At 41.1% G+C, this 26404-nt stretch carries 25 protein-coding genes and 1 pseudogene; 15 read left to right on the forward strand and 11 right to left on the reverse strand.

Features of this window, described 5'->3' with window-relative positions:
* Positions 1-55: 55 nt before the first annotated feature.
* The 3 genes from HWQ42_RS34830 to HWQ42_RS34840 all read right to left on the reverse strand — a co-directional run bounded on the left by HWQ42_RS34830 (position 56) and on the right by HWQ42_RS34840 (position 1802).
* Positions 56-1075, reverse strand: coding sequence for an aldo/keto reductase (locus HWQ42_RS34830; protein ID WP_292820590.1), 1020 nt, complete (start codon positions 1073-1075; stop codon positions 56-58).
* Between the two features lie 111 nt (positions 1076-1186).
* Complete coding sequence (gene petJ, locus HWQ42_RS34835) at positions 1187-1522, reverse strand: cytochrome c6 PetJ (RefSeq protein ID WP_292820593.1); 336 nt, start codon at positions 1520-1522, stop codon at positions 1187-1189.
* 55 nt (positions 1523-1577) lie between these two features.
* On the reverse strand, positions 1578-1802 hold the full coding sequence (locus HWQ42_RS34840) for a hypothetical protein (protein ID WP_292820596.1): 225 nt from the start codon (positions 1800-1802) through the stop codon (positions 1578-1580).
* A 191-nt stretch (positions 1803-1993) separates the two neighbouring features.
* Here HWQ42_RS34840 and HWQ42_RS34845 point away from each other — a divergent pair, with 191 nt between their 5' ends.
* A complete protein-coding gene (locus HWQ42_RS34845; RefSeq protein ID WP_292735058.1) occupies positions 1994-2794 on the forward strand; it encodes a histidine kinase in 801 nt (266 codons plus the stop codon).
* Positions 2795-2968: 174 nt separating this feature from the next.
* On the opposite strand, the gene HWQ42_RS34850 is transcribed toward HWQ42_RS34845, so the two are convergent.
* From HWQ42_RS34850 to HWQ42_RS34860, 3 genes are all read right to left on the reverse strand, one after another.
* Complete coding sequence (locus HWQ42_RS34850; protein WP_292820599.1) at positions 2969-3328, reverse strand: hypothetical protein; 360 nt, start codon at positions 3326-3328, stop codon at positions 2969-2971.
* Complete coding sequence (locus tag HWQ42_RS34855) at positions 3325-4350, reverse strand: GGDEF domain-containing protein (RefSeq protein ID WP_292820604.1); 1026 nt, start codon at positions 4348-4350, stop codon at positions 3325-3327. The genes HWQ42_RS34850 and HWQ42_RS34855 overlap by 4 nt, the downstream gene beginning before the upstream one ends.
* Before the next feature lie 962 nt (positions 4351-5312).
* Positions 5313-5513, reverse strand: coding sequence for a heavy-metal-associated domain-containing protein (locus tag HWQ42_RS34860; protein ID WP_292820607.1), 201 nt, complete (start codon positions 5511-5513; stop codon positions 5313-5315).
* A gap of 258 nt (positions 5514-5771) precedes the next feature.
* On the opposite strand from HWQ42_RS34860, the gene alaS reads away from it, so the two are divergent.
* Positions 5772-8414: an alanine--tRNA ligase gene (gene alaS, locus HWQ42_RS34865; RefSeq protein WP_292820610.1), complete on the forward strand. Its 2643-nt coding sequence runs from the start codon at positions 5772-5774 to the stop codon at positions 8412-8414.
* A gap of 75 nt (positions 8415-8489) precedes the next feature.
* Here the strand turns inward: alaS and HWQ42_RS34870 are convergent, their stop codons facing one another.
* Positions 8490-8732 carry a hypothetical protein gene (locus HWQ42_RS34870; RefSeq protein ID WP_292820613.1) on the reverse strand — a complete coding sequence of 81 codons (243 nt, stop codon included), beginning with the start codon at positions 8730-8732 and terminating at the stop codon, positions 8490-8492.
* Positions 8733-8871: 139 nt separating this feature from the next.
* Here HWQ42_RS34870 and trpB point away from each other — a divergent pair, with 139 nt between their 5' ends.
* From trpB to HWQ42_RS34900, 6 genes are all read left to right on the forward strand, one after another.
* Positions 8872-10107, forward strand: a complete 1236-nt coding sequence (trpB, locus tag HWQ42_RS34875; RefSeq protein WP_292820616.1) for a tryptophan synthase subunit beta — start codon at positions 8872-8874, stop codon at positions 10105-10107.
* Positions 10108-10135: 28 nt separating this feature from the next.
* Positions 10136-11296: a class I SAM-dependent methyltransferase gene (locus tag HWQ42_RS34880; RefSeq protein WP_292820619.1), complete on the forward strand. Its 1161-nt coding sequence runs from the start codon at positions 10136-10138 to the stop codon at positions 11294-11296.
* 99 nt (positions 11297-11395) lie between these two features.
* Positions 11396-11677, forward strand: coding sequence for a hypothetical protein (locus tag HWQ42_RS34885; RefSeq protein WP_292820622.1), 282 nt, complete (start codon positions 11396-11398; stop codon positions 11675-11677).
* A 432-nt stretch (positions 11678-12109) separates the two neighbouring features.
* Positions 12110-12640, forward strand: a complete 531-nt coding sequence (locus HWQ42_RS34890; protein ID WP_292820625.1) for a CAP domain-containing protein — start codon at positions 12110-12112, stop codon at positions 12638-12640.
* Between the two features lie 582 nt (positions 12641-13222).
* Positions 13223-13771, forward strand: coding sequence for a CAP domain-containing protein (locus HWQ42_RS34895; RefSeq protein WP_292820628.1), 549 nt, complete (start codon positions 13223-13225; stop codon positions 13769-13771).
* A gap of 93 nt (positions 13772-13864) precedes the next feature.
* Positions 13865-14494, forward strand: a complete 630-nt coding sequence (locus tag HWQ42_RS34900) for a ribonuclease H-like domain-containing protein (RefSeq protein ID WP_292820652.1) — start codon at positions 13865-13867, stop codon at positions 14492-14494.
* A 544-nt stretch (positions 14495-15038) separates the two neighbouring features.
* Here HWQ42_RS34900 and HWQ42_RS34905 read toward each other — a convergent pair.
* Positions 15039-15485 (reverse strand): annotated as a pseudogene (locus HWQ42_RS34905) (rhodanese-like domain-containing protein); the annotation flags it as partial.
* A gap of 952 nt (positions 15486-16437) precedes the next feature.
* Positions 16438-16614, reverse strand: a complete 177-nt coding sequence (locus HWQ42_RS34910; protein ID WP_292820631.1) for a hypothetical protein — start codon at positions 16612-16614, stop codon at positions 16438-16440.
* Position 16615: 1 nt separating this feature from the next.
* On the opposite strand from HWQ42_RS34910, the gene HWQ42_RS34915 reads away from it, so the two are divergent.
* Positions 16616-17335: a response regulator transcription factor gene (locus HWQ42_RS34915; protein WP_292736105.1), complete on the forward strand. Its 720-nt coding sequence runs from the start codon at positions 16616-16618 to the stop codon at positions 17333-17335.
* A 114-nt stretch (positions 17336-17449) separates the two neighbouring features.
* On the opposite strand, the gene pdxA is transcribed toward HWQ42_RS34915, so the two are convergent.
* A complete protein-coding gene (gene pdxA / locus HWQ42_RS34920) occupies positions 17450-18544 on the reverse strand; it encodes a 4-hydroxythreonine-4-phosphate dehydrogenase PdxA (RefSeq protein WP_292820634.1) in 1095 nt (364 codons plus the stop codon).
* Between the two features lie 205 nt (positions 18545-18749).
* On the opposite strand from pdxA, the gene HWQ42_RS34925 reads away from it, so the two are divergent.
* From HWQ42_RS34925 to HWQ42_RS34950, 6 genes are all read left to right on the forward strand, one after another.
* A complete protein-coding gene (locus tag HWQ42_RS34925; protein WP_094344256.1) occupies positions 18750-18854 on the forward strand; it encodes a PetM family cytochrome b6-f complex subunit 7 in 105 nt (34 codons plus the stop codon).
* Positions 18855-19112: 258 nt separating this feature from the next.
* A complete protein-coding gene (locus tag HWQ42_RS34930; RefSeq protein WP_292820637.1) occupies positions 19113-20111 on the forward strand; it encodes an SDR family oxidoreductase in 999 nt (332 codons plus the stop codon).
* Positions 20112-20242: 131 nt separating this feature from the next.
* On the forward strand, positions 20243-21160 hold the full coding sequence (locus tag HWQ42_RS34935) for an NAD(+) kinase (protein ID WP_094352564.1): 918 nt from the start codon (positions 20243-20245) through the stop codon (positions 21158-21160).
* A gap of 371 nt (positions 21161-21531) precedes the next feature.
* Entirely contained in the window at positions 21532-22218 is a 687-nt protein-coding gene (nblR, locus tag HWQ42_RS34940) for a response regulator transcription factor NblR (protein ID WP_099103317.1), read from the forward strand.
* Positions 22219-22369: 151 nt separating this feature from the next.
* Positions 22370-22876: a DUF192 domain-containing protein gene (locus HWQ42_RS34945; protein ID WP_292820640.1), complete on the forward strand. Its 507-nt coding sequence runs from the start codon at positions 22370-22372 to the stop codon at positions 22874-22876.
* Between the two features lie 510 nt (positions 22877-23386).
* The gene (locus tag HWQ42_RS34950; protein ID WP_292736094.1) at positions 23387-23614 is read left to right on the forward strand and encodes a DUF2949 domain-containing protein; all 228 of its coding nucleotides are present in this window, start codon (positions 23387-23389) and stop codon (positions 23612-23614) included.
* A gap of 311 nt (positions 23615-23925) precedes the next feature.
* Here HWQ42_RS34950 and HWQ42_RS34955 read toward each other — a convergent pair whose 3' ends face one another.
* On the reverse strand, positions 23926-25080 hold the full coding sequence (locus HWQ42_RS34955) for an alanine--glyoxylate aminotransferase family protein (RefSeq protein WP_292820643.1): 1155 nt from the start codon (positions 25078-25080) through the stop codon (positions 23926-23928).
* Positions 25081-26404 lie beyond the last annotated feature (1324 nt).

Genomic DNA, 26404 nt, shown 5'->3' on the forward strand with positions numbered 1-26404 from the left:
ACCTTCACCGTATTATCAGGAAATTCAATCGTCAACAAAGCCAACGCCTTAATGGTTATCGCCGATACTCGTCGCCGCAATCGCCGATTAGCTGGTACAAATCGCGTGACTGGCGAGATACTGCATTGATGCGATCGCGATCGTCTTCATCTAAACTAAAACTAAATACTTTGGCGTTATCTTCTATATGTTCAGATACACTAAGTCTGGCACCAACTATCACACCACCCACAGTTGGCCGATCTAAAATGTAACGCACTGCCACGTTGGAAATGCTTACCCTATGCTTATTAGCAATTTCCTTCAGGATAGCCAGCAATTCTTGAAATAATTGCCAACCACCCCAAGCATCGATCATATTTTTATATTTTTTCAAACTAGCAGTAGATAGATCAAATCCTTTTGGTTCCGGTTTACCCAAATAGTTTTCTGATAACAAACCGCCGCATAGTGTACCGTAAGTAAAAAGCTTAATGTCATGCTGCTGACAAAACTCCACCATATTAACTTCAGGACGGCGGTCAACCAGAGAAAATTGTACTTGATTAGAAACAATTTTGATGCCTGCTTCAGTAATAATCTTTAAGTTTTCCGTGTCAAAATTAGTTAAACCTAGATGCTTAATTTTACCATCAGTCTGAAGTTCTGCCAGATATTTGAGGGCATCCAGGTAATTTTTATCCTGATATTCCCACCAATGAAATTGCATCAAATCTAACGATTGCACATTCATCCTTCTCAGGGAAATATCAATATTTTCTTCGACGAGTTTCTTCGTCATTTTGCCTGGACGAGGTACCCATTTTGTAAAAGCTTGCACCTGAGATAAAGCATCTTTACCACGAGTATCAATTAGTTGGCAACGAAACTCACCAATAAAGTCTTCCGCAGGGCCATAATGATCTGCTAAATCCCAAGTGGTAAAGCCAGCATCTAAATATTTGAACATAGTCTCAATAGCGGCTTGGGGATTGATCTGTCCGTGTCCGCCGGAGACTTGCCACATCCCATTTAATATGCGGCAGATGTTCAAATCGGGAGTAAATTGGAGACGACTAGCTGCGGGTAAGTTCATTTTCAATTTATGAGTGAAAAGTTAGGAATGGGAAGACTTAACAATTACTAATAGATAAATCATAACTGATAATTTTTAATTCCTAACTTCTCACTCCCAACTCTTAATTTTTTAACGCCAGCCTTTTTCAGCTTGTTCGATAACGTAAGCAGCAACGTCTTGAATTTGCTGTTCAGAGAGACGCTCTTTGTAGGCTGACATATTATTTTTACCATTGGTAACTATAGATGTAACTGCCTCTATGGAATCCATACCATACTTTTTCAGGGCTGGCTTTTTGAGATTTTTACCACGCCTAATTATGTTGCTGCCATTGATATGACAACCAGCACAATGAACACTAAATATTTGTTCACCGTTACCTGTGTCTGTTGCACTAGCAGGCAAAGTAAAAGTACTGATTAATAACAAAAACGTTACTAATACTAATTTAAGTAGTTTTTTCAATTAACTTCTCCAGTTTTGGACATACTAATTGTAGGCATAAGTATCATAACCAATACTAGAGTGATTCAAAGTCAGTTGTAAATCCGGCAAAACTTGCACAATCTTCTTGAAAAGACTCTGCATCACTAACATCCTCAATTTTATAAGACATAATGCGCGTACCATCTGGCATTTTTTTGGAACCAATCAATTCACCTTGATATTTCTCTGCGATCGCTTTAAAATCAACACCATAGAGTTTCCAGGCATCACCCGAACAAGTAATATTTACTCGCCACATATTTCACTCCTGATTACTACCACTAAATATTCATCATCTCACAAATGGGCAACATGCTACACATCACCTCTTTAGGGCTAGAATTTTCTATCTAAAGGAAGTACCGAGCCAGATATGGCTACGCCATAATGTGGATGTAGGAACATTTCTAGAAAATTTTATCCAAATTAGTTAAACCCCAAGAGTTGAAAATGCCTAACAATATCAAGCAACAAATTCAAGCCGACTTGCAACAAGCGAAAGAAACTGGACAACTAAGAACTGATCGGATTCGAGAAATTGTAAAATCCGCAGTTTCTCAAGTAGCTTCGGAGTTTAAACAAGGTTCTAGTGAAGTTCGTGGCATTGTGAAAGATGCAGTTTCTGCTGTAATTGAAAACTTTCAAGAAAAAGGCGGCGAACTCAAAGATGAAGTGACAGCTTCCATTGAAGGAGCGCTGGAAGGTATTAATAGCAAAAGACACGAAAGCATTGCTCAAACTCAAACAGATATAAAAAGGCTACAAGCTCAACTGGATGGTGAAGAAGAACAACTCCAACAAGAGGTTGATGTAATTTTGGCAGAAATTGAAGAGACGGGTAAGGAAAAACCTGCGAGTACCAAAACTGCAATTGATTCTGCTGTCAATGCGATTAAAGATAGTGAAGAAGTAGGATTGTTAAAAAAACGTTACGCCCAACTGCAAGCGCAGCTAGCCATTGTCCGAGCTAATATGGCTGCACGCTACGGCGGACGTAATATGGAGGTTCAAGATTATCTAGATGAGGCTAAACACTGGTACGATAAGGCTCGTCCTCAAGCAGAATCTATGGCTGTACAGGTAGGAGAGAAGCGATCGCAGTTAGAAGATAAACTGGGTGAAGCTGGTACATCTCTAGCCAGAAAAGAGCGCCAAATCAAACAAACATTGAGAGAGTTACTCTTAACGGCGGCTGACTTATTCAAAGATAAGGAACCTGCTACCAAAGAGCGGGAGACTATTCATAAATAGGCTAGACTGCTTTTCACAAAAAGCTTGATACATATAGAATTTTAGTAGGGACACGACATTGCCGTGTCCCTACTAACATATTTATTTGTATAATTTCAAATACTCAACTTTCTTAGGGTGCGTTAGGACATATTTTCAAACTACTCGTTTTGCCCCATAACTTTTTAGATCCCCCTAAATCCCCCTTAAAAAGGGGACTTTAAGAGATTCTTTGCCCCCCTTTTTAAGGAGGGTTGGGCAGGGTGGTTTCATACAAAGAAAGAAAAAACCTTTTGGATTTGATTGGAAGACAGCACGTTGAGCTTGAGGGATAGTGCGAAAACCAAGAAATCTGGCAAGAGTGATGAAAAAATTATGTAAGATTGCCCAGTTAACTGGAGCATTACCACCTCTTCGCAGTGGAAAGTTTTCTGAAAAAGTCACATCGCGAACCCAATGGAGTCGGTTTTCAATTCCCCAATGTTTCTGGGTGTCGGTTAAAGCATCTTTAGCCGACATGATCTGACTACAAATATAGAACTGATACCAATTCACGAAGAAACAGCTTTCAAATGTGAGCCATGATGAGATAAGTAGTTGGAGTTAATCACCCGATTACGCCCAGAAGTTTTAGCCTGTAACAAACATTGATCGGCACGATATAGCAGACTCTCTCCTTTCTCATCATCCTCAGCTTGCAGAGAGGCTGTACCTAAACTAATGGTGACATTAATTGTCAGTTTATTGTTGAGTGCAAATGGTTCGTCGCTGACTACGCGATTGAGACGACGGGCTACTAATAGTGCTTCATCATCAGTAGTGTTAGCTAGAAGAATTACAAATTCTTCGCCACCATAGCGGAATGCTGTATCTTGACAGCGCAGATTGTGGCGCAAACGCTGACATAAGATTTGCAAGATGCGATCGCCTACTAAATGTCCATGAGTATCGTTAACTTTTTTGAAATGATCTACATCCAGAATAATCAAACTCAAGGAAGTTTTTTGAGTCCTAGCTCTTTGAATTTGCCTGGGCAAGTCCCATTCTAAAGCACGACGATTATTTAATTCGGTCAACGAATCTGCTAAGGCGATCGCAGATAACATATCATTTGTCCGAATCAAATCTCGGTATTTTTGTGCTTTCCGCAAGCCAACTGTCAATTGAGCAAGTATTAGTCCATGATTGGCTGTCAACTCTGCCAAGCTATAATCTGTTTTTTCTTCAATCAGATGCCAAATATATGCATCGGCTCCTTGCTTTAGGGCCGCAGCACTCATCTCTAATTCCCTATGCCAACCCTTATTTTTATCAGCCATCTGCTGGGAACGATCCTCGAAAAGAATACAGTATATCCACGATAGTTTTGTCTGATCTTTCAACCAACCGCAGAGTTCCATACTGCCATCTAGGCTAGCCTGCACCAGGATTATATCGGGGGGTGTTGTTTTAATCCAGGATACTGCTTGATTCAAATTGTCTATAACTTCTACACTAAAAGCAGTCGTATAACGGATCTGATCTGGAAGTGTGGTAATAAAGTTATTTTTTCCAAAGATCAGAATAGAAATATTCATTGCTTTACTTTTAATCCTATTTAAATTTTAAATAAATTAACTTGAGTAACTACTGCTATTGTCATCTAATACTAAATATAATGTTTTAGGCTAAATTATATTTTTTGATATATTGTTTTTTTGAAAGTCGATTATACAGCGAACTTCCAAGTCAAACCTCCTTTTAAGATTTTATATTTACGACTACAGCGTCTGAAATATTGATTTCTAACAACTAATGTCTTCTTTACAGTTTATTTTTAAAACAGTAAAAATACTGAATATTATTTAGATATATAAAAACTATTGCTGGAGTTTCTTAAGTACGATTTTCCTGATAAAATGACCGAAATCAACACTTTTTAATAACCATTGCATCAGATAAATTAATTTATTCCTAAGTAGAAAAATAAAGAAAATATAAAATTTTTTCATTTGATTATCAAATTCAAATTGTTATTGTGTAATTCAAAATTTAACTTCCCATAAAGTATAAAAGCCTTTTTGTTTGCAGAGTAGGCTTTTATAAAATGTAGAGAAAATATTTAAATCGTAAATACAATATACAACAAAACTACATTGTACTATATACAGCAACTCTTTAGAGCTAGCATAGCCTACAAATCAAGACAGAAATTGTCAAGGTAAAATTTATAATTTAAGTGAGAATAATCCCAAGTCAAACAATACCTTAGCAGGAGAAATAAAATATTTATGCCTACCCTTTCTCTGTGTTTGTCTATTTCCTTAATTCACATCTTTTTTTTATTTGCGGCAACATCATAAAGCTGGAAAACAAAGCTAAATAAAAACTTGATGTCAAAACCTGCCCCTAATGGGGGTAAATAAAGATATTAAAATCTAAACTTACAGCAGAATTCAGAATTTAGGAGTAAAACACGCTTTATACCTGGGTAACAGACTTAGCTTGTGTACCACCTCACCAACTTCAAACCTGCTGTATGTGAAAAGTTAGAATCCAATCAATAACCTTCTACAGCGTAACCAGCAGCAACAATTACCTGTTTGATTGATTCCTCAGAAGCTGCGGATTCAACAGTGACAGTTTTAGCGTTAACATCGATATCCACCTTGGCATCAGGTTGCATAACGTGGATAGATTCAGTAATTATATCTGCACATCCCTCACAAGCAATATTTGATACTTTCAGTTTTAGTGCCATTTGTTACCTCAGTATGGGAATTTTAAAGTATTTCTTAATGATTAATTTTAAGCATCGAGATGCGATGACGTATCCTACCAGAGTCAGGTTATGGTGTAAAAGCATCCTAATGACTGCATTTTGCTCACCCACTGGCAGAATTCGCTGGCAGTAATATGAAACAAAATGCAAGAATATATAAAGCTATTTATGAAAATACACTTACCTAGTGCCGCTACGCCCAAGTCTAAAGTCTAGAGTCTAAAGTTAAAAACATCTATGTCTTCAAATCCCCACTACCTAAGCGGTAACGAAATTCGCAACATATTTCTCGACTTCTTTGCCCAACGGGAACACCAAATTCTCCCAAGTGCCTCCCTCGTGCCAGAAGACCCAACCGTGCTGCTAACGATCGCGGGGATGCTACCATTTAAGCCAATATTCTTAGGGCAGCGCACACCAGAATTTAAGCGGGCTACGACTTCGCAAAAGTGTATCCGCACTAACGACATCGAAAACGTCGGACGCACCAAACGGCATCACACCTTTTTTGAGATGCTGGGCAATTTTAGCTTTGGTGATTATTTTAAAGAACAAGCGATCGCTTGGGGTTGGGAAATATCCACCCAAGTCTTTGGCTTTTCCCCCCAAAATCTCGTCGTCAGCGTTTTTAAAGATGATGATGAAGCTTTTGGTATTTGGCGCGATCAAATTGGTGTGCCGGTAGCGAGAATTAAACGCTTGGGCGAAGACGATAACTTTTGGGTATCTGGCCCGACTGGCCCTTGTGGCCCTTGTTCCGAAATTTATTACGACTTCCACCCAGAACGCGGTGACGAAAATATCGATTTAGAAGACGATTCCCGGTTTATCGAGTTTTATAACCTCGTCTTTATGCAATATAACCGGGATGCGTCAGGCAATTTAACGCCGCTGCAAAACAAGAATATCGACACCGGCATGGGTTTGGATAGAATGGCGCAAATTCTCCAAAAAGTGCCCAATAACTACGAAACTGACCTGATTTTTCCAATTATCCAAACAGCAGGACAAATTGCTGGTGTTGATTACCACAGCAGTGATGAAAAAATCAAAACTTCCCTAAAAGTCATTGGCGATCATATTCGCGCTGTCATCCACATGATTGCTGATGAAATTCGCGCTTCGAACGTGGGGCGGGGTTATGTGCTGCGGCGATTAATTCGGCGGGTGGTGCGTCATGGGCGATTAATTGGGATTTCTGGCGAATTTACTACCCAAGTTGCCGAAACTGCGATCGCTCTTTCGGAATCAGCTTACCCCAATGTGCGCCAACGAGAAGCAGCAATTAAAGCTGAGTTGCAGCGGGAAGAATCGAATTTCCTCAGAACTCTGGATAGAGGCGAAAAACTGCTAGAAGAAATCATCCAAGAGGTGAAACAGCGAGGGGAAACTCAAATTAGCGGTGAAAGTGCATTTACTCTTTATGACACCTATGGATTTCCCCTCGAACTGACTCAAGAAGTTGCCGAGGAAAATAATCTGACAGTCGATGACGCGGGATTTGATGCCGAAATGCAAAAGCAGGTGGAACGTGCCAAAGCGGCACATGAAACCATCGATTTAACTGTACAAGGTTCCCTCGACAAACTAGCAGAACACATTAAAGTCACCGAATTTATAGGCTATACCCAACCTGCTGCAACTGCGAAAGTCGAAGCGATTTTGGTAGAAGGTGTTTGCCAAGAGGAAGCGGAAGCAGGGACAGAAGTGCAAATCGTCCTTGACAAAACGCCATTTTATGCTGAATCCGGGGGACAAATCGGCGATCGCGGTTATATCTCTGGTGATGGTATCTTAGTTCGGGTAGAAGACGTGAAAAAAGAATCTGATTTCTTTGTTCACTTCGGACGCATCGAACGCGGTACACTGCGCGTAGGCGATAATGTTACAGCCCAAATTGATCCAGCTTGTCGCCGTCGCGCCCAAGCTAACCATACCGCAACGCACCTATTGCAAGCGGCATTGAAAAAAATTGTTGATGAGGGCATATCTCAAGCAGGTTCCCTGGTTTCCTTTGACAGGTTGCGCTTTGACTTCAACTGTCCCCGCGCTTTGACAACAGAGGAAGTCCAACAAGTTGAAGAACAGGTAAACACTTGGATTGCTGAGGCTCATGCTGCCAAGGTGGAAGTATTACCTTTAGCAGAGGCGAAAGCTAGAGGTGCTGTTGCCATGTTCGGCGAAAAATATGGTGAGGAAGTGCGGGTAATTGACTTCCCTAGCGTATCAATGGAACTCTGCGGTGGAACCCATGTCAGCAATACTGCTGAAATTGGCGTCTTCAAGATTATCTCAGAAGCTGGCGTAGCTTCTGGGGTGCGGCGGATTGAAGCCGTTTCGGGGCCAGCAATATTAGATTATCTGAATCTGCGGGATAAAGTAGTTAAAGATTTGAGCGATCGCTTTAAAGTTAAACCCGAAGAATTACCAGACAGAATCACAAGTCTGCAAAGCGAACTGAGAAATAGCCAGAAGGAATTAGAAACCTTAAAGGTACAGCTAGCGATCGCTAAATCAGACAGCTTGCTACAAACGGCAGAAACCATAGGCGATCATAAAATTATTGTCGCCCAATTAGAAAATGTTGATCCAGAATCATTGAAAACCGCAGCCGAACGCTTGTTGCAAAAAATCGGTAACGGTGCAGTGGTACTGGGTTCTGTTCCAGAAGAAGGGAAAGTGAGCATAGTTGCAGCTTTTAGTTCAGAAGTGAACAAAAAAGGTTTGCAAGCTGGTAAATTTGTGGGTGCGATCGCTAAAATCTGCGGCGGCGGCGGCGGCGGAAGACCAAACCTAGCTCAAGCTGGCGGACGCGATGCAAGTAAATTACCAGATGCATTGGCACAAGCGGAAAGTGATTTAAAGTCCGCTTTGGGTTAATCTCTTCCTGACTTTTCGCGTCATCTGGAAAAGAAGAGGGCGAAACCTAATCCCATTCCCGACGCGGGAAGAAAACTACAGTGTACTCACAAGTTTCTTGACCTGCAATGACATTGTTTCGGCTGACAATGCCATTGTTTTGACTGACAATGCCATTGTTTTGACTGACAATGCCATTGTTTTGACTGACAATGCGATTGTTTTGACTGACAATGCGATTGTTTTGACTGACAATGCCATTGTTTCGACTGACAATGCGATTGTTTCGGCTGACAATGCGATTGTTTCGGCTGACAATGCCATTACTCTCGTTCCCATCTTCTGCATGAGAATAAGAAAAGCTTCACCAAGCTAAGTTTTTGGGACTATTATTCTCCCATTCCCAATTCTCCATTCCCCAGATACGCCCCAGACTTTTCTATAATAATTAAGTCATTCCCGTCATCAAAAACAGCCTGTGACTACCACTCCCCTCTCTCCAAGTTCAACTGCTCAGGTTCCAGATACGCTAGGCCGCTTCGGACGCTTTGGCGGTAAGTATGTACCTGAAACGCTCATGCCTGCCCTGGCTGAATTAGAAACAGCTTATCAGCAATACCGCAATGACCCTGGTTTTCAAGCAGAACTACAGCAGTTGTTACGAGACTATGTAGGACGTGCGACACCATTGTATTTTGCTGAACGCCTGACTGCTCATTATGCCCGACCCGATCGCACCGGGCCACAAATTTACTTAAAACGTGAAGATTTAAATCACACTGGCGCTCATAAAATCAATAATGCCCTTGGTCAGGTATTGTTGGCGAAACGTATGGGTAAGCAGCGGATTATTGCTGAAACCGGTGCCGGACAACATGGAGTTGCTACAGCCACAGTTTGCGCTCGTTTTGGGCTGGAATGCATAATTTACATGGGTGTTCAGGACATGGAACGCCAAGCTTTGAATGTTTTTAGAATGCGGCTGATGGGGGCAGAAGTGCGGCCAGTGGAGGCGGGAACCGGAACTTTGAAGGATGCTACTTCCGAAGCCATCCGAGATTGGGTAACAAATGTGGAAACTACCCACTACATCCTGGGTTCAGTTGCAGGGCCCCATCCTTACCCAATGATGGTACGTGATTTCCATGCAGTAATCGGCGAAGAAACCCGCGCCCAAGCAATGGAAAAGTGGGGTGGATTACCTGATATTCTCTTGGCTTGTGTCGGTGGTGGTTCCAATGCGATGGGGCTATTCTATGAGTTTATGAATGAGTCTTCCATACGCTTCATTGGGATTGAGGCAGCCGGAGAAGGTGTCAATACCGAAAAACACGCAGCCACCTTGACAAAAGGGAGCATTGGTGTATTGCACGGAGCGATGAGCTACCTACTGCAAGATGAAGATGGGCAAATCATTGAGGCACACTCAATTAGTGCGGGGTTAGATTATCCCGGCGTGGGCCCAGAACATAGCTATTTAAAAGATACTGGTCGCGCTGAATACTATAGTGTGACGGATGCAGAGGCTTTGGCGGCATTCCAGCGATTATCGAAATTGGAGGGGATTATCCCAGCATTGGAAACAGCCCATGCGATCGCTTATCTCGAAACCCTCTGTCCCCAGCTAACTGGCAGTCCTCGGATTGTAATTAACTGCTCTGGACGTGGTGACAAAGATGTACAAACGGTAGCCAAGTTGTTATATCCAGCGTAAATATAGCTCAAATTTCTGGGAGGAAGCAATGATGGCTCAACAATTCCAACACGCTATGCTACCGCAACCCACTCACGACGAGTTGGCACGCCAAAACTTTGTGCAAACTATGAAAATGCACATTTTCAAGAATGTCACTCCTGGTAATAAAGAAATTTATGAAAAACTAGCCAAGCCGAAGTTTGAACAAGAACATCAGCGCCCTCCCCAGAATCGTTATGAAATTCGGGAAGTAATGCAGCACGAACCCTATTACCGCTGGACTAGTGCCCTGAAGCGCATTAACCAGGAAATGTTATGGGATGCTGTAAATGCCAACGTTGACAGACAACTACCAGAATTGATTGAGCGTGCCAAAGATAAGGGTGGTGAACTGGGTACTTTAACCCTAGATCCAAATTTTCAAATACCTAATTATCAAAAGGCTGTAGACATTCACTGTATGCCCGGAGGATATCACAGTGAATTCACTGCTGATGATGTCGCAGCCGGTGCAACCTACGATCGCGGCGCTTACGTTTATGGACTCGGTTGGTTAGGGCCGCTCAACGATGATATGGGGCTATCTATAGTCCAAAACTACCTTTTAGCAGAGTTTCCCAACTTTCGACCGAGAAAAATCCTTGATATGGGATGTTCTATTGGCAATAGTACATTACCTTATGTGGATGGTTTCCCAGATGCAGAAGTCCATGCCATCGATATAGGTGCATCTATGCTGCGTTACGCTCATGCAAGAGCCGAAGCCTTGGGAAAACGGGTACACTTCTCTCAGCAAAATGCCGAACATACTAACTTCCCTGATGAATCATTTGATTTAGTGGTTTCTCATATTTTGCTGCATGAAATTCCCCCGGCATCTGTGCGTAAAGTTATGCAAGAGTCTTATCGTTTACTGGCTCCTGGTGGCATGATGATCCATGTAGAAGCACCCTTGTATCGTCACATGGATGTTTATACACAGTTTATTTATGATTGGGAAACCGCTAACAACAATGAACCTTTCTGGAGTGCTGTACGTGATTTAGATTTGGTGCAGCTAGTTAGTGAGGCTGGTTTTGCAGCAGATAAGATATTTGAGAAATTTGTCGCGAATGGGGCATGGAAAGCAAAAGAAATTAATGGTATGTTTCAAAATCGTAACTCAGGCAGGCAAGGCACTTGGTTAGTAGTTGCTGCAACTAAGTAAGCAAAGAAAGTTTCGTAATTCGTAATTGAGAAAGTCAGATTTGATCTGGCTTTCCTCGTTTTGTATGTCTAGTCTTATTTTTGGAGAATTGGTATTAGGATGACAAAAATAGCCAAGGGTAAACGACCTGTTTACTTAGAAAATCCGCAAACTGATAAATTGCTAGCGATCGTTATGGCTTTGGCTGGTGAGGTGTCCGTGCTGCATGAGCGGCTAGACACCATTGAACGGTTGCTAGAGGTGAAAGGTCTTTTATCGGCTAGTGAGATTGAAGCTTACGAGCCTGATGTCAAAGTAACCAAGGAACGAGAACAGTGGCGTGCAGAATATATTGCACGGGTGTTACGCGTGGTACAGGAAGAGTTAGAACCCTTCAAATAAAGCTACCTGAAATCACGTAGAGATTTTACTGAAGAAATCCAGCCATTTTTATCCCACCTTCCGCACCCCCAAGTGTCACAAACGGTTTTTACTGATTTTCTGAGATAAAAAATCTATTTAATATACTTAAGTACAGTAGAATAGCTGAATTTATGAAGATGAGCAAGCATAATTTGGAACTGGTAAAGTAAAAACAATCTAGTAATTACACTATGTGACAGTCTAAATGCGGAATTGGGATAAAAATAATCATACTAATGGTAGAAGACAAATATAAATTAAACAGTGATGTTTTTGCGTTAAATCGTGCATTTAAACGTTTACTAGTAGTTTTTGAACAAAAAAGCCTACAAATAGAGCTATATAGACCTATAAGCAATTTGTCACATTGATATTAGTTGGTTAGATTGTCTAAAAGTTTACTGCCAACAAATGATCAAGCAAATAGTTTACAACGTTATTTTAGGCACTATTGCTCTCAGTAGTGCAGCGATCGCTACTTCTGCAACAAATCCAGCTTGTACGCCAGCACCTTCTAATGTATCGAATAACACTAATCAAGTTGCAGCAAATAGCATGGACACTGCTGCTCTAGAACAGTCGATTTTTAACCAAATCAATAACTACAGAGCTTCTCAAGGGCTACCAGCGCTGACTCGTAATTCTGCCATCGATAATCAAGTTAGGCTTCACAGTAAGAACATGGCTAATGGTACTGTTCCCTTTGGACATAGTGGATTTTCAGAACGTCTTAATGCAACCGGTGTTTCTTACAGATCAGCTGCTGAAAATGTCGCTTACAACCAGGGATATAGCGATCCTGCCACAAAAGCTGTTCAAGGCTGGCTCAAAAGTCCAGGGCATCTTACCAATATCAGAGGTAATTATAATTTGACGGGGATTGGTGTCGCCAAAAACAGCCAAGGCGTAATCTACTTCACACAAATGTTTATTCGCTCATAGGTTTGACGCGATGTGCAACTTAATATTCTGACCTTACTTCCATTCCTTTCTGTTGCAAAGAGAGAAAGGCTTTGAATTCTAACCATTCCTTAATTATTAACGTGAGTTCGACAGACCTCTCCCTCCCAGCCTCCCTCTCCTAAAAGGCGAGGGAGGAGTAACGAGAAAATAGGGTTTTTGCTCCCCTCTCCTCGTAGGAGAGGGGCTGGGGGAGAGGTCAAAATAGCACTCGTCGAACTCACGTTAATTATTAGGTAAGGAGATTAGGTTTGAGTAAAAATTGCACACAGCGTTGATTTGGTAAAGTTGAGGTTTTTTCTCAAATTCCCCAGACTTTAACCTGTTAGTAAAGCTTTTGCTTGATAATTCATGAAAATCTGAAATTATTAGCAAAATTAACCGTGATTTTCATGAAGCTGACCTATTGAAGTACTGACAATTGGAAATGATTGTTTGTTTTACTTGTAAAGGATGTAGCCAAATTGCCGAAATTCATCATTACTTAATAGTATTGTGGTATATATCCTCGGAACAATAAGGTAGAGTAGAAGTCTTATATCTCTACACATTACGCAATTCTCCATGTTCCGACAAACTGCTTTTGGCATCGCTTTAAGTGCGCTTGTCCTTGCTAGTGGATTAACGACTGCTCCGATACCAAATCATACTTCTACGAATACATCCACCCGTAATAAGCTGTTGTCGCTTTTTTCTAGTCAGGTTGCAATATCGACTCCTACTTTTAAAACTACTGAGTTAGAAAAATCAGTATTTGACCAAATTAATCGATATCGGGTTTCTAAAGGGCTGCCAAAGTTGACTTTAAATCCAAATTTAACTCGACAGGCCAGAATTCATAGTCAAAATATGGCTAAAGGCAAAACCCCATTTAGTCATCAGGGATTTGAAGGGCGAGTCAAAGCTATCCCGATTCGCTACAACAGTGCAGCGGAAAATGTTGCTTTTAACCGGGGATATAGCAACCCCGTAGAGGAAGCTGTTACTGGCTGGATCAAAAGTCCTGGACACCTAAAGAACCTTAAAGGAAATTACAACCTGACTGGAATTGGTGTTGCGACTAATAATCAAGGCGAAGTCTACCTGACACAAATGTTTTTTCGGGCTAGGTAGATTTAATTTTTGATTTTTTTGCACAATAATTAATAATGTAGTGTCTGACAAGACTTTTTTGTGCTGGACACTGCTATTATTTTTGAACAATTGATGACATTACCAGATTTTCAGGTGAGCGATCGCGACCTCAGTGACGCAACCCTTAACCAGTATTTAGAATCTACAGCGATCGCAGTTGATACAGAAACGATGGGATTGTTACCACTGCGCGATCGCTTGTGTCTCGTCCAGCTGTGCAATCTTGAAGGGAAAGTGACTGCAATCCGTATAGCCAAAGGACAAGCTGACGCCCCCAACTTAAAAAAACTCTTGGAAGCAGTCAATGTTGTGAAAGTGTTTCACTTTGCTCGATTTGACTTGGCCACTTTGCGAGCCAATCTGGGGATTCAGGTAGAGCCGATTTTTTGCACCAAAATTGCCAGTAAATTAGCCCGTACTTACACAAATCGCCACGGACTCAAAGATGTGGTACAAGAGTTAGAACAAGTAGAACTAGATAAAAGCTCTCAAAGTTCTGATTGGGGTAACGCCGTTAGCTTATCTGAAGCTCAACTAAGTTATGCTGCCAATGATGTGCGCTACTTACTTAGTGTGCAACAGAAGTTAATACAAATGCTCAAACGAGAAGAACGTTGGCAAATTGCTCAAGAATGTTTTGAGTTTCTACCAACGATCGTTTCCTTAGATTTGTTGCAATTCAAGGATCTATTTGAACACTAATCGAATAGACAATGGGGAATAGTGACAAGAAATTTTTATTGATTGTCAATCCCAACTAGTTATATGTCAAGTTGAAATTGATAGATAAGCAAGTTCGTAGTAAGGACTAAAGTCATTATTTTCCAAGCACTAAAGTGCTTACTACAAACCCTCATTCTAAGTTACAGCAGATTTCAAGGAAAGTGTTGGAAACAACGATTCGTCTCAAAGTCAGGTATGTATAAAGCCTGTTTTACTTCTGGATTCTGACCGGAGGCGGAGCGTCTCCGGCTTTGCTCCTGAATTCTGCTGTATTTTCTGCCTAAGAGCCAACATTGGAATTATCAGTGCTTCCAGGAGTTTTAGATTCACTAGCACCTTCCTTGAGGTTACTTGCTCCCTCTTGAATGCCTTCCTTGAGGTTACTTGCTCCCTCTTGAATACCTTCCTTGAGGTTACTTGCTTGCTCTTGAATACCTTCCTTAAGATTACTGGCTCCTTCTTGAATGCCTTCCTTAAGGTTACTAGCTCCCTGTTTAATGGATTCCGTCGCGCTAGTACCGCCCTTTTGCAGATTTTCTTGGTGGTTTTTTAGCCGATCTACAACATTGTAGTCATCTGCACCTGGAGGAGTTTTTGATTCAACAATGCCTTCTGTTGGGCCACCGATCGATTTCCATGCGCCAAGACCACCTTTGAGTTGGGAGACATGCTCAAACCCATTAGAGCGCAGTTGTTGTGCAGCTTGGGCAGTTTCTTGATCATTATCACCGTAAAGGTAAATGTCACGGCTCTTATCTAAAGAAGCAACTGCACGCTCTACCAATTCATCTGCTGGCATTGGCATTGCTCCCATAATGTGACCTTCATTGAAGATCGAGCGATCGCGCACATCCAAAATTGTAAAAGCTGGTTCACCCCATTCCAGACGAGTCTTGAGGGTATGAGCATCAGTTTGTGCTTCTATTGGTGGCTGTGGGGGAATGATGCCGCCTACTAAATTATTAACCATAATTTTTCCTCGCTGACGATATTAATAGTAATTTAGCGAACTCAAGATATTTAATTGATCTTTCTCTGGTATGAATATCCTCAAACTCTCTCCTCAGATAGACTGAGGAATTTCCAGAAATTCTACCAATTAATCAATTGTAAATAACGCCATTTGAGAGTATGGATATAGAATTCTTTCTTTAAATCAATTCGATATATTTAAAGTTTATATTTTTGATATTTTAGTGATTTAGAGATTTTAGATATTACCAGAATCCTCATAAATCGAAAAAAATATTAGTTTAAAACCAAAAATATTTAGCGATAAATCTAGTAATTGATACCTTTTGAATATCAGCGATCGCTAATAATAATGTCTCCTCAATCTTTTGCTAAACTTGTAGAGTTCTATACAGCAGATTAGAAGTTTGTGTACCTCACAAACTAAATCTGTTACCCAAAGATCAAGGGTATTTTATTTCTAAATTCTACTGTCAGCAGTACTATTGAAACAAGCTCCTAGCAATTTCTTGACATCATAATATTGCTAGAGCAATTCTTGCTTTTGTCTGTTAAAGCTGGTTTTGACGCTCTATATACCTTCTGGCGATGCTTTCAGTCCTTGGCTTGTCATAGCTCAGGTTGAAACTTGTAGTATAGTATATGCTTAAGAGAGCAACTACATGTAAATGCACCAGGGTAGATTTTCGTAGACCTTCTTCAAGAGATCATACCTATTGGTTATAGTACAGTCGAGTAAGTAGGAGTTGAGAATCTAGATTGGCTGATAAGTTAGTTTGTGAGCCTTTGTAGAGACCTAATTAATCAAGGAGTGCGTTACTCTTTTAAAGTTGTAGCAATTGCCGTCGCTTCTGGATGTGTCTTTTGACTATTTGCGGTTACGGAGATGGTTTTTAATTACACTTATTCCAAATGTAAAAATTTTAACATTATACAATACAAATTCAAAATTATGCAAAAATCATGCCATAATTATAAATTTTATCGGCATGATGATGGCTGAGGTTGCGATCGGCTTCATGGAAAATTAAATGTATACAAGTACTACAGTAGCGATGGTACTCAACACAAACACGTAAATTAAAGCTGGCACAACAGCAAATTGCCCAATCTACAATAGACAGCATTATGGTTATGGTTACTGGTACTACTCCCAAAATTCTGATCGTTGATGACGACTTCGGTGTTCGAAATCTCGTCTATCGTTTTTTAAGTCGGAAATATCAAATAGAGTCGGCAGCAGATGGTAGGACTGCCTTATCGTTGTTTGAGCAATTCAACCCAGCTTTAGTAATTCTGGATTGGAATTTGCCGGATGTTACTGGTTATAACCTTTGCCAAGAAATGCAGAGTCGTACTAATGTTTTAGTGCTGATACTGACTAGTAGGACTGACGAGGCTGATAAAATTAAAATCTTAAGTGCTGGTGCTGATGATTTCATGACTAAACCATTTAGTCTTGCAGAAGTTGAAGTTAGAGTAGAAGCTCTTTTGAGGCGGATACGCTACATCAATCCCTCCCCAACACAACGTATCGTTTTCAAGCAGCTAGTAATTAATCCAGAGGGACGGGAGGTAACACTTAACGATAAAACTCTTGCCTTAACAGCGCTAGAATTTAATATCTTACATTTTTTAGCAAGTCATCCTAATCAGGCTTGGAGTCGTCCACAGCTAATCCAAAAAATCTGGGGTTGCGACTACATAGGAGATGGCCGGGTGGTTGATGTGCATATTGGTCAGCTTCGCAAAAAGATGGAAGTCGATCCCAGCATACCGGAGTTTATTAAAACTGTGCGGGGCTATGGTTACAAGTTTGAAGCACCCGATGATAATACTAGTTTTTAAAGCTACTACAGAGATACAGACAACACTGAGAGGAGAAAGAAATGCTTAATTGAACTATATTCAGAACTGATTTGGTCATGTCTTGACGATTTTAAGCAAAGCTGTACTTAAAGATTATTCATTATTTTTCTTAGCCAATCTTTGACTAACCAACTCAGCCGCTAAATGTATTGCTGCTTTCATACTCGTAGCATCAGCAATTCCTTTACCCGCAATATCAAACGCTGTTCCGTGATCGGGTGAAGTGCGAATGAAAGGAAGACCTATAGAAGTATTAACTGCCCGATCAAACGCCATCAGCTTCACAGGAATTAAGCCTTGGTCGTGGTAAAGTGCCAAGTAGCCATCAGCTGGATTTTGTACTAAAGAATTTCCATACCAAGCTTGACCAGGTTTAACCCACATTGTATCTGGCGGTATCGGGCCATCTAACTGCAATTGTGGTCTGTTTTGCCGCTCTTGCTCCAACCAGGGAATTAACCAATCTTGTTCTTCATGTCCAAGTTGTCCCTGTTCGCCACTGTGGGGATTCAAACCTGCGATCGCAATTCTCCCTCTATATATACCAAAATCTTTCTCTAAACACTCCACCAGCAAATCTAGTTTTTGTGTCAACAACTGCGGTGTCAACACATCCGCTACTTGACGTAGGGGAATATGTGTGGTTGCAAGTAAGGCGCGGAGTGTCCAACCAGTATGAGGCGATCGCGCTACAAATAACATCCCAAAACGGTCAACACCTGATTTTTGTGCCAAAAGTTCTGTTTGCCCTGGATAATTATATCCTGCGGCTTTCCAAGCAGATTTAGCGATCGGCCCTGTGACAATACCATCAAATTTACCAGCCAGTGTTTGAGCGATCGCGTATTCCATATACGCAAAACTAGCCGCACCACTGGCTACATTACCTATTCCTGAAATAATTTGATCTTTAATTTTTCCATCCAACTGCACATCACTGATTGACAAGTCGTCTGGATTTGCCAAAGCTACTAAATTCTCTGTTAAATTCAGTTTGTAATAAATCTGTGCCAGCAAATCTCCGTTACCCACTACTGTAACGTCATATTTTTTACGAATTTCTGGATCAGCTAAAGCTTTCAAAATTACCTCCGGCCCAATCCCTCCCGGATCTCCAAGCGTCAGTGCCAAACGCGGACGATTCTCTTTCACAAAATTTATTAAACCACCTTGATTATTTTGATACATAAAATCTCTTCATAATTATTATTATCAAATTTTTCCCATCTACCCATCTTCCCTTCTGTCAACAGTAGGGATTGCCCCCCAAACCACTAGGGATTACCTGCTAAACTAGTTTAAAATTGTTTACACAGGTCTAATCCTAGCAACTGTTGAAAAGCTTCTGGTAGACCTAGTTTACACACCAATTTGCATAAGGAGAATCACACTAATGGGCGGCGAAATTTTGAATGCAGCTCTACTGTCTTTCGGTTTAATCTTCGTAGGCTGGGGCTTAGGCGCGTTGTTACTAAAAATTCAAGGCACAGAAGAATAATTGAATTCTGAGTGCTGAGTTAGGAGTTATTATTCTCCCCACTCCCCATTACCCCTTATCTCCAGAGGGGGCACCTTCCCCATTCTCTACTCCCTTTTCATCAATATGAGAAAAAAGCTTGTCCGTTAATCGGACAGCTATTTTCCCATGAGTCTATCCAAATAAATTGATTTTCTGAGAAAAGATGTAAACTTTTGTTTGCATAGGTTATTCTGATAACATTCTTTTCATAAAACATTAAAATTTATTACAACCCTCATGACATTATTAATCGTCGGTGCCACTGGCACCTTAGGAAGACAAGTGGCTCGTCGTGCTATCGATGAGGGATATAAAGTACGCTGTCTTGTGCGCAGCAGTAAAAAAGCAGCTTTTCTCAAAGAATGGGGTGCAGAACTCGTTCCGGGAAATTTACGTTACCCCGATACCCTAGCGGAAGCTTTAGTTGGTGTAACCCAAGTTATTGATGCCTCAACCTCTCGCCCAACAGATTCACTGAGTATCAAACAAGTGGACTGGGAAGGCAAAGTAGCATTGATTCAAGCAGCAATTGCCGCGGGTGTCGAGCGTTTTATCTTCTTTTCAATTTTAGATGCTGATAAATACCCAGAAGTGCCGCTAATGGAAATTAAGCGGTGTACAGAACTATTCCTGGCTGAGTCAGGCTTGAATTATACCATCTTGCGGCTAGCTGGGTTTATGCAAGGTTTAATCGGTCAGTATGGGATTCCCATTTTGGAAGGACAGCCAGTTTGGGTAACAGGTAATTCTTCGCCCATCGCCTATATGGACACTCAGGACATTGCTAAGTTTGCAATCCGAGCATTGAGTGTACCAGAAACGGAAAACCAAGCTTTTCCTGTAGTTGGTACTCGTGCATGGAGTGCAGAAGAAATTATCAACCTGTGCGAACGCTTATCTGGAAAAGATGCCAGAGTAACGCGGATGCCAATAAACTTACTGCGTGTTGTGCGGGGCATAATGCGGTTCTTTCAGTGGGGATGGAACGTAGCAGACAGGCTAGCATTTACAGAAGTATTGGCTAGTGGTAAACAGTTAAATGCTTCAATGGATGAAGTATATACAGTCTTTGGTTTAGATCCGCAACAAACCACAACCTTAGAAAGTTATCTCCAAGAGTACTTCAGCCGAATCATGAAGAAACTCAAAGAAGTAGACTACCAGAAAAATAAAAATAAAAAGCAGAAACCTAAAAAAACTCCTTTTAAACAGTCTTCAAAAGCCAATAGTCAATAGTCATTACAAAACAGACATTAGTCGTCAAACTCTAGACTCTGGATATTTGACTCTAGATTAATGACTACATGACCAAAAATGTGTAAGGATTAACAGAATACAAAGCATCGCCTAAATTTGGATATTTGAGTGTGCCGAAAGCAGGCATTATCTACAATGACGTTAAACCGATAGCGGGCCGTGTCGCTATCGAGTTGAAAGACAAGCTAACCGCAGCCGGTTGGAATGTATGTATCACATCGAGTATTGGTGGGATACTGGGCTATCCTAACCCGGAGAGTCCTGTTTGCCACACCCCCATTGACGGTCTGACACCCCCTGGTTTTGACTCAGATATGGAGTTTGCAGTGGTATTAGGGGGAGACGGCACTGTTCTCGCAGCGTCTCGTCAAGTAGCCCCTTGTGGTATTCCACTGCTAACAGTGAATACCGGCCACATGGGATTTTTGACGGAAACTTTCCTGAATCAGTTGCCCCAAGCACTAGAGCAGGCGATGGCAGGTGAGTATGAAATTGAAGAACGAGCCATGCTCAATGTCAAAGTGTTTCGGGATGATTCAGTGCTATGGGAAGCCCTATGCCTGAATGAAATGGTGCTACACCGGGAACCTTTGACCTCTATGTGCCATTTTGAAATTGCCATAGGGCATCATGCGCCAGTAGATATTGCCGCAGATGGTGTGATTGTTTCTACGCCTACTGGTTCTACAGCTTACTCATTGAGTGCTGGCGGCCCAGTGGTAACTCCTGGCGTACCTGTTTTACAGCTAGTACCAATTTGTCCCCATTCCTTAGCTTCTAGAGCATTGGTATTTCCAGATACTGAATCCGTCAATATCTACCCAGTCAATATTCCTCGGCTGGTAATGGTAGTAGATGGTAATGGAGGGTGCTATATCCTACCAGAAGATCGAGTATATATGGAGCGATCGCAATATAGTGCCCGATTTATTCGCCTGCAACCGCCTGAGTTTTTCCGAATTTTGCGAGAAAAATTAGGTTGGGGTTTACCACATATTGCTAAACCAACTTCGGTAGAATTGCCGTAGGGATTGGGCATTGGGCATGGGGCGTTGGGCATTGGGCATTGGGTGGGGATTAAACCTATCCGTAAGTTACGCTTTCATTCTCTAATTTATAAGGCTTAGAGGTTAATTCGCAAAGATGTCTATTGGGAATTGGTGATTGGGAATTGGTAATTGTTCTTTACCCATGCCCAATGCCCCATGCCCAATGCCCTAGTTATTAAGATTGCATCCGAGAATTCGATTGCTGACACCTGAACGTGCTAAAACATCCTTAGCAGCGCGTCAAATCAGAATTGCTACATCACTAAAAGCTCGTAATTGCACTTTATAACTGATGTAAAGATTTTCTCTGGAATATCTTTACAATCCCAAATCCAATATCCCAAATTGTTATGACAGTTGCTCAAAGTCCTTGTGTTTTGGTGATTGAAACCGATGAGAGCCTTGCAAATCAGCTTTCTTGCGATTTGCAAGAAGCCGGTTATGAATCAATTTTGGCTCATGATGCAACGAGTGGTTTACAACACTGTCGCGATCGCCAGCCTGCTTTAATTGTTTTAGACCGGATGTTAGCAGGAGAATCAGGACTCTCATTGTGCAAAAATATGAGAAGCACTGGTATGCGATCGCCTGTATTGATTTTAATGGCAAGGGATACAGTTGACGATCGTGTAGCTTGTCTAGAAGCTGGAGCGGATGATTACATCCTCAAACCTTACCGCTCAGAAGACTTTTTGAAGTTGATTCGCCTCTACTTGAAACCCGATGTGGATACCACAGAGCAATTACGCTTTGGAGATTTAATTTTAGACATAGCAACTCGCCGTGCCATACACAACGGACGACCAATTGACTTAACAATGAAGGAATTTGAACTATTAAAATTCTTAATGGAACATCCCCGTGAGGTGTTAACCCGCGAACAAATTCTAGAAAATGTTTGGGGTTACGACTTTCTGGGTGAGTCAAATGTAATTGAAGTGTACATCCGTTACTTGCGGCTAAAAATCGAAGATGAAGGTCAAAAGCGCCTCATTCAAACAGTGCGAGGCGTAGGGTACGTTTTAAGAGAATCCTAGTATACTGTAGCGGGAGTTTGCCTATCTCCTTGCCTCATTCCCAGTTTCGGATTGGGAATGTAAATTTGGGTGCTACTGCCTTCTAGCCAAGGGGTTTTTCTGGCTACAACACTGTAAAATTGAAGTCTAAATTACAAAATCGAAAAGCTATATGACTCGTCGGCTAAGTTTGCTCTCGATAGTGCTGAGTATTTTTCTGATGGGTTGTTCTGTGCCAACAACTGCTAAATCTCCTAGCCTCACCTCTGGTTCTAAAACTCCAGCACCAGAAAGTTTAGGTCAAAAACTACCAATTTCTGCTAAAGCCATTCTGCCTAATGGTACAACGATTCAATTAGAGGTAGCACAGACGCCAAAACAGCAAGCGATGGGGTTGATGTATCGATCGGCTTTACCAGATGACCGAGGGATGCTGTTTGGGTTCCCTTCAGCACAACCAGTCAGTTTCTGGATGAAGAATGTACCAGTACCCCTGGATATGGTATTTCTACATAAAGGTGTAGTGAAATATATTCAGGTTGCTGCACCTCCTTGTGCAAGTGAGCCTTGTCCTACCTATGGTCCCAATACACCAATTGATAAGGTGATTGAACTTCGTTCTGGAAGATCTGCCGAATTGAAGTTGAAAGTGGACGATATTCTCAAAATTGAGTCTTGAAACTCTGGTGCTTTGCGGGGATAGAAATTTGGGTAATTACTCGGTTGAGAACCTATACGGTCGAAATATATATTTTTTCTGTAAAAAATGTCACTGTGTGTGGTCAAACAGCACTTGTAACGCTACTATTTAAAAACTGTGGTAATAATGTAAAATTCTACTGTCTCAAACCTGAAATCACAGTCTTCAGGTTTGGTCTCAAAAATATTCCCTTGGGCGTAAGTGTAAATAGTCGCCAATGAGAGAGTATAGGCTATGGAATCTTTATTACTACCTGTGTAAATAAATAAAACACAAAGGTAAATAAGATGAAGCCAATTTAATTAGGTAAAAATACTGCTTAATAATCTAGCAGATGATCTGTATGAGAATTTTTATTTCTCAGACCTTCTATGGGAAGCCTCTTTTAAAGGCAGATTAACAAAAACTGTGCTGGGGTGTATGGCCGATAACGGCACAGTGACAGATGAAATACTGGCTACTGTCTACCGAGTAATGGTGAACTGATATATGACAATACATTCTGCACAAGGAGGTGAGATACAAATGTCACCATCAAAATATTCTCGACTGATTCATTTTTTGCAAGAAGATTTGGCAATTTCCACAGCATCACTAGCGGTGGCGCTTCGGCATCGGGAGCAAGACCCAGGCCCTTTGGCCATGATTCTTTGGCAATATGGGTTAGTTACTCTAGAGCAATTAGAACAAATTTATGATTGGCTGGAGACGGCGTAGACTATACTGATTTTGGATTGTAGATTTTAGACTTTGGGTAAAAAGTTTCTACCAAATACCTATTAGCAAAATCTCAAACAATACTATTTATACCAATTTGGGATGATACTAAGTTGCCAAAGTTAGTCTTGTTTGGTGTCAAAGATACAGTGTGGCTTTCTTCAAAGCAAATAATACTATCTAGGGCAACTTGGTGTCATTTAAGAGAATTGAGGTATGTCACATCAACTCTAGCTTATGCAAAGGTTGCTACTCTATATACAAATTAAAAGAGCGAGTTGATAATTTAACTCGCTTTTTTGATTTAGTACTCAGGACTGACTAAACACTTTAACAGCTGCGGCTATACCAGAACCAGGGGTAAAGTCTTCGTAGCCAAGTTCTGTGAGGGTAACTTCTAAAGATGCTATGCAACTAAGGATATCGCGATCGCTCACAAAACCCAAGTGACCAATACGGAAAATTTTGTTACTCAAATGGTCTTGACCACCAGCTAGGGCAATATCAAAACGTTTTTTCATCAATGACCGAATCTTATCCGGTTCAATTCCCTGTGGTGCTACAGCTGTAATCGCCGGACTAGCAGAATTATCTGCTGCAAGCAGGGGTAAATTTAACCCTTTAATGGCGGCGCGGGTAGCGTTCTTCAGCCGTTCATGTCGAGCAAATATTGATTCTAAGCCTTCTTCTTTCATGATTCGTAACGTGGTATGTAACGCTACGATCAAGTTCACAGGCGGAGTAAATGGAGTTGTATTTTTGGCTGTGGCTTTGCGATATTTGCCTAAGTCCAAATAATATTTCGGTAGCTTCGCAGTTTTGTAAGCTTCCCAAGCTTTGGGACTGACAGAGACAAAACCCAATCCCGGCGGAATCATATAACCTTTTTGAGAACCGGAGGCAACGATATCCAAGCCCCAAGTATCCACGGGTAGATTGAACGCACCCAAGCTAGTAACGGCATCAACGATAATCAAAGCTTCACCGTGTTCTTTAACATGGCGGTTGATGGTTTCTAGGTCATTCAACACACCCGTCGAGGTTTCGCTATGAGTAATGATTACAGCTTTGATTTGCTTTTGAGTATCTGCTTGGAGTTTTTCGGCAAATACTGCGGGGTCTAATGGTTTTCCCCATTCCACCTTAACTTCTTCTACATTCAAACCGTAGGCTTGGCCAACTTCTACCCAGCGTTCGCCAAATTTACCATTAGAGCCAACTAAAATGCGATCGCCTGGAGAGAGAAAATTAATTATACCTGCTTCTACAGCACCCGTACCACTCACATTTAGCGTCAGCACATCACTTTGAGTTTGGTGCAGCCACTTGAGATTTTCTGTCACCTCTGCCAATATATTGCTAAATTCACTAGTCCGGTGTCCAATTGGATGCTTGGCTAATGCCAGTAAGGCAGCTTCTGGCACCGGTGTAGGGCCTGGAATCATCAGCATCAGCTTATCGTTCATGTGTCTATCCTAAAAGTCAAATAAAAGTCAAAATTGTGGAAAGTTGGTTAAGTCTGATAGTAAATCCTAGATATTCATCTACAAATTCCACTCAGATCGTTACCAGCCTTGTTGTATATTTTCCAAATTTATAGGAAAAGTATCGTGGGAATTAATGATCGGTCAGCTTGACCTTTGCAATTTATACCAGACTCCAAGTCAAATAAAACCTCTGTTCCAGGCAATCTTACCACACACCTAGACGCCAGGTTAAGGTGTCTGCTCGTAAGCGAACGGCTATTTATAGCCAAGGATGAAACGTCTATCTATATCTCAGTTGTTTTTATAGAAAAACGCGAAATTGTTTTGAACATCGCAGTAATTCTCGGTGAAAAAGCTGTGTTTTGCTTCTACGAAAGAAGTAACCCCCTACACTATACGGAAGAATTGGCTGTCACCGTTTGCTAAGAGATAGAAGATACCCAACCCAAACTTTTCAATCTATATTGGGTCGAAGATTTGTTCTTGGGTTGCAATTCTCTAAAAAATACCTTCATCTATGATTTATTTGAGTCGAAATCCCTTCGATGCCAATATCCAAGACCTTTCTGGCTTATTTGGTAGCGACTAATTTGACGCAGAGGTTGAGATATATATGCTATTAATTGCTGCACTTTTTGATACTGCACTTAGTGGGAAGTGATGGCTATGGTGGGCTACGCCTACACTAATAAACTATAAGTTTTTATACTATACTTACAAAATTGCTACAATCGTGCTGAGTCTCCTTAGTTACTATTCACGGTGAGTCGTTTTTAACTAGTGTTCAGTTCATAAACTGTCACTCACTAGATCCCCGGTATTCTTGCAAAAGAGATATTCTTAGTTAGTGCAAGGAGTGATACCATTTCACAACATGTTTGTCACAAGTTATCCCCGTAATACTCTCTCCTCAGGGAGTGTTGCAGATTTCAAATGTTGCATCAAACGAGTGAGTTGGTATAAGCTTTTACGGAAAAGCGCTTGGGTGAGCAAAACTCTCAAGCGCTTTTTTGTGTATAAATAAAACAGTTAAACTCTCTGAACGGCTATAGATATGTGTTTAAATACACATACAGCAGAGAAATAAACTACAGATATAAGAATTGTGACAACATATACTTAGCGACTTTAAAATTTGTGCGTTCCGTCAAAACTTTTAAGTGACTGGACGTACCACACAAATTAGTTTTCTTGGCAACGGTTTTTCTTGACCAAGGTTGGGACGGTCTACTACTATTTCTAAGATACTAGGACTTACGCATTGACAAAAAATATCACCTATGGAATCTATAGATGCTAGATA

This window comes from Nostoc sp. JL23, from assembly GCF_017115065.1.
GTDB classification, from domain to species: Bacteria; Cyanobacteriota; Cyanobacteriia; order Cyanobacteriales; family Nostocaceae; genus Nostoc; species Nostoc punctiforme_A.

What these genes read in the sequence shown, in the direction of transcription:
- HWQ42_RS34830 (WP_292820590.1), bottom strand. Translation starts at nt 1,075, where the DNA reads ATGAACTTACCCGCAGCTAGTCGTCTCCAATTTACTCCCGATTTGAAC.
- HWQ42_RS34840 (WP_292820596.1), bottom strand. Translation starts at nt 1,802, where the DNA reads ATGTGGCGAGTAAATATTACTTGTTCGGGTGATGCCTGGAAACTCTAT.
- HWQ42_RS34845 (WP_292735058.1), top strand. Translation starts at nt 1,994, where the DNA reads ATGCCTAACAATATCAAGCAACAAATTCAAGCCGACTTGCAACAAGCG.
- HWQ42_RS34855 (WP_292820604.1), bottom strand. Translation starts at nt 4,350, where the DNA reads ATGAATATTTCTATTCTGATCTTTGGAAAAAATAACTTTATTACCACA.
- HWQ42_RS34860 (WP_292820607.1), bottom strand. Translation starts at nt 5,513, where the DNA reads ATGGCACTAAAACTGAAAGTATCAAATATTGCTTGTGAGGGATGTGCA.
- alaS (WP_292820610.1), top strand. Translation starts at nt 5,772, where the DNA reads ATGTCTTCAAATCCCCACTACCTAAGCGGTAACGAAATTCGCAACATA.
- HWQ42_RS34870 (WP_292820613.1), bottom strand. Translation starts at nt 8,732, where the DNA reads ATGGGAACGAGAGTAATGGCATTGTCAGCCGAAACAATCGCATTGTCA.
- HWQ42_RS34880 (WP_292820619.1), top strand. Translation starts at nt 10,136, where the DNA reads ATGATGGCTCAACAATTCCAACACGCTATGCTACCGCAACCCACTCAC.
- HWQ42_RS34885 (WP_292820622.1), top strand. Translation starts at nt 11,396, where the DNA reads ATGACAAAAATAGCCAAGGGTAAACGACCTGTTTACTTAGAAAATCCG.
- HWQ42_RS34890 (WP_292820625.1), top strand. Translation starts at nt 12,110, where the DNA reads ATGATCAAGCAAATAGTTTACAACGTTATTTTAGGCACTATTGCTCTC.
- HWQ42_RS34895 (WP_292820628.1), top strand. Translation starts at nt 13,223, where the DNA reads ATGTTCCGACAAACTGCTTTTGGCATCGCTTTAAGTGCGCTTGTCCTT.
- HWQ42_RS34900 (WP_292820652.1), top strand. Translation starts at nt 13,865, where the DNA reads ATGACATTACCAGATTTTCAGGTGAGCGATCGCGACCTCAGTGACGCA.
- HWQ42_RS34910 (WP_292820631.1), bottom strand. Translation starts at nt 16,614, where the DNA reads ATGCTGTCTATTGTAGATTGGGCAATTTGCTGTTGTGCCAGCTTTAAT.
- HWQ42_RS34915 (WP_292736105.1), top strand. Translation starts at nt 16,616, where the DNA reads ATGGTTATGGTTACTGGTACTACTCCCAAAATTCTGATCGTTGATGAC.
- pdxA (WP_292820634.1), bottom strand. Translation starts at nt 18,544, where the DNA reads ATGTATCAAAATAATCAAGGTGGTTTAATAAATTTTGTGAAAGAGAAT.
- HWQ42_RS34925 (WP_094344256.1), top strand. Translation starts at nt 18,750, where the DNA reads ATGGGCGGCGAAATTTTGAATGCAGCTCTACTGTCTTTCGGTTTAATC.
- HWQ42_RS34930 (WP_292820637.1), top strand. Translation starts at nt 19,113, where the DNA reads ATGACATTATTAATCGTCGGTGCCACTGGCACCTTAGGAAGACAAGTG.
- nblR (WP_099103317.1), top strand. Translation starts at nt 21,532, where the DNA reads ATGACAGTTGCTCAAAGTCCTTGTGTTTTGGTGATTGAAACCGATGAG.
- HWQ42_RS34945 (WP_292820640.1), top strand. Translation starts at nt 22,370, where the DNA reads ATGACTCGTCGGCTAAGTTTGCTCTCGATAGTGCTGAGTATTTTTCTG.
- HWQ42_RS34950 (WP_292736094.1), top strand. Translation starts at nt 23,387, where the DNA reads ATGACAATACATTCTGCACAAGGAGGTGAGATACAAATGTCACCATCA.
- HWQ42_RS34955 (WP_292820643.1), bottom strand. Translation starts at nt 25,080, where the DNA reads ATGAACGATAAGCTGATGCTGATGATTCCAGGCCCTACACCGGTGCCA.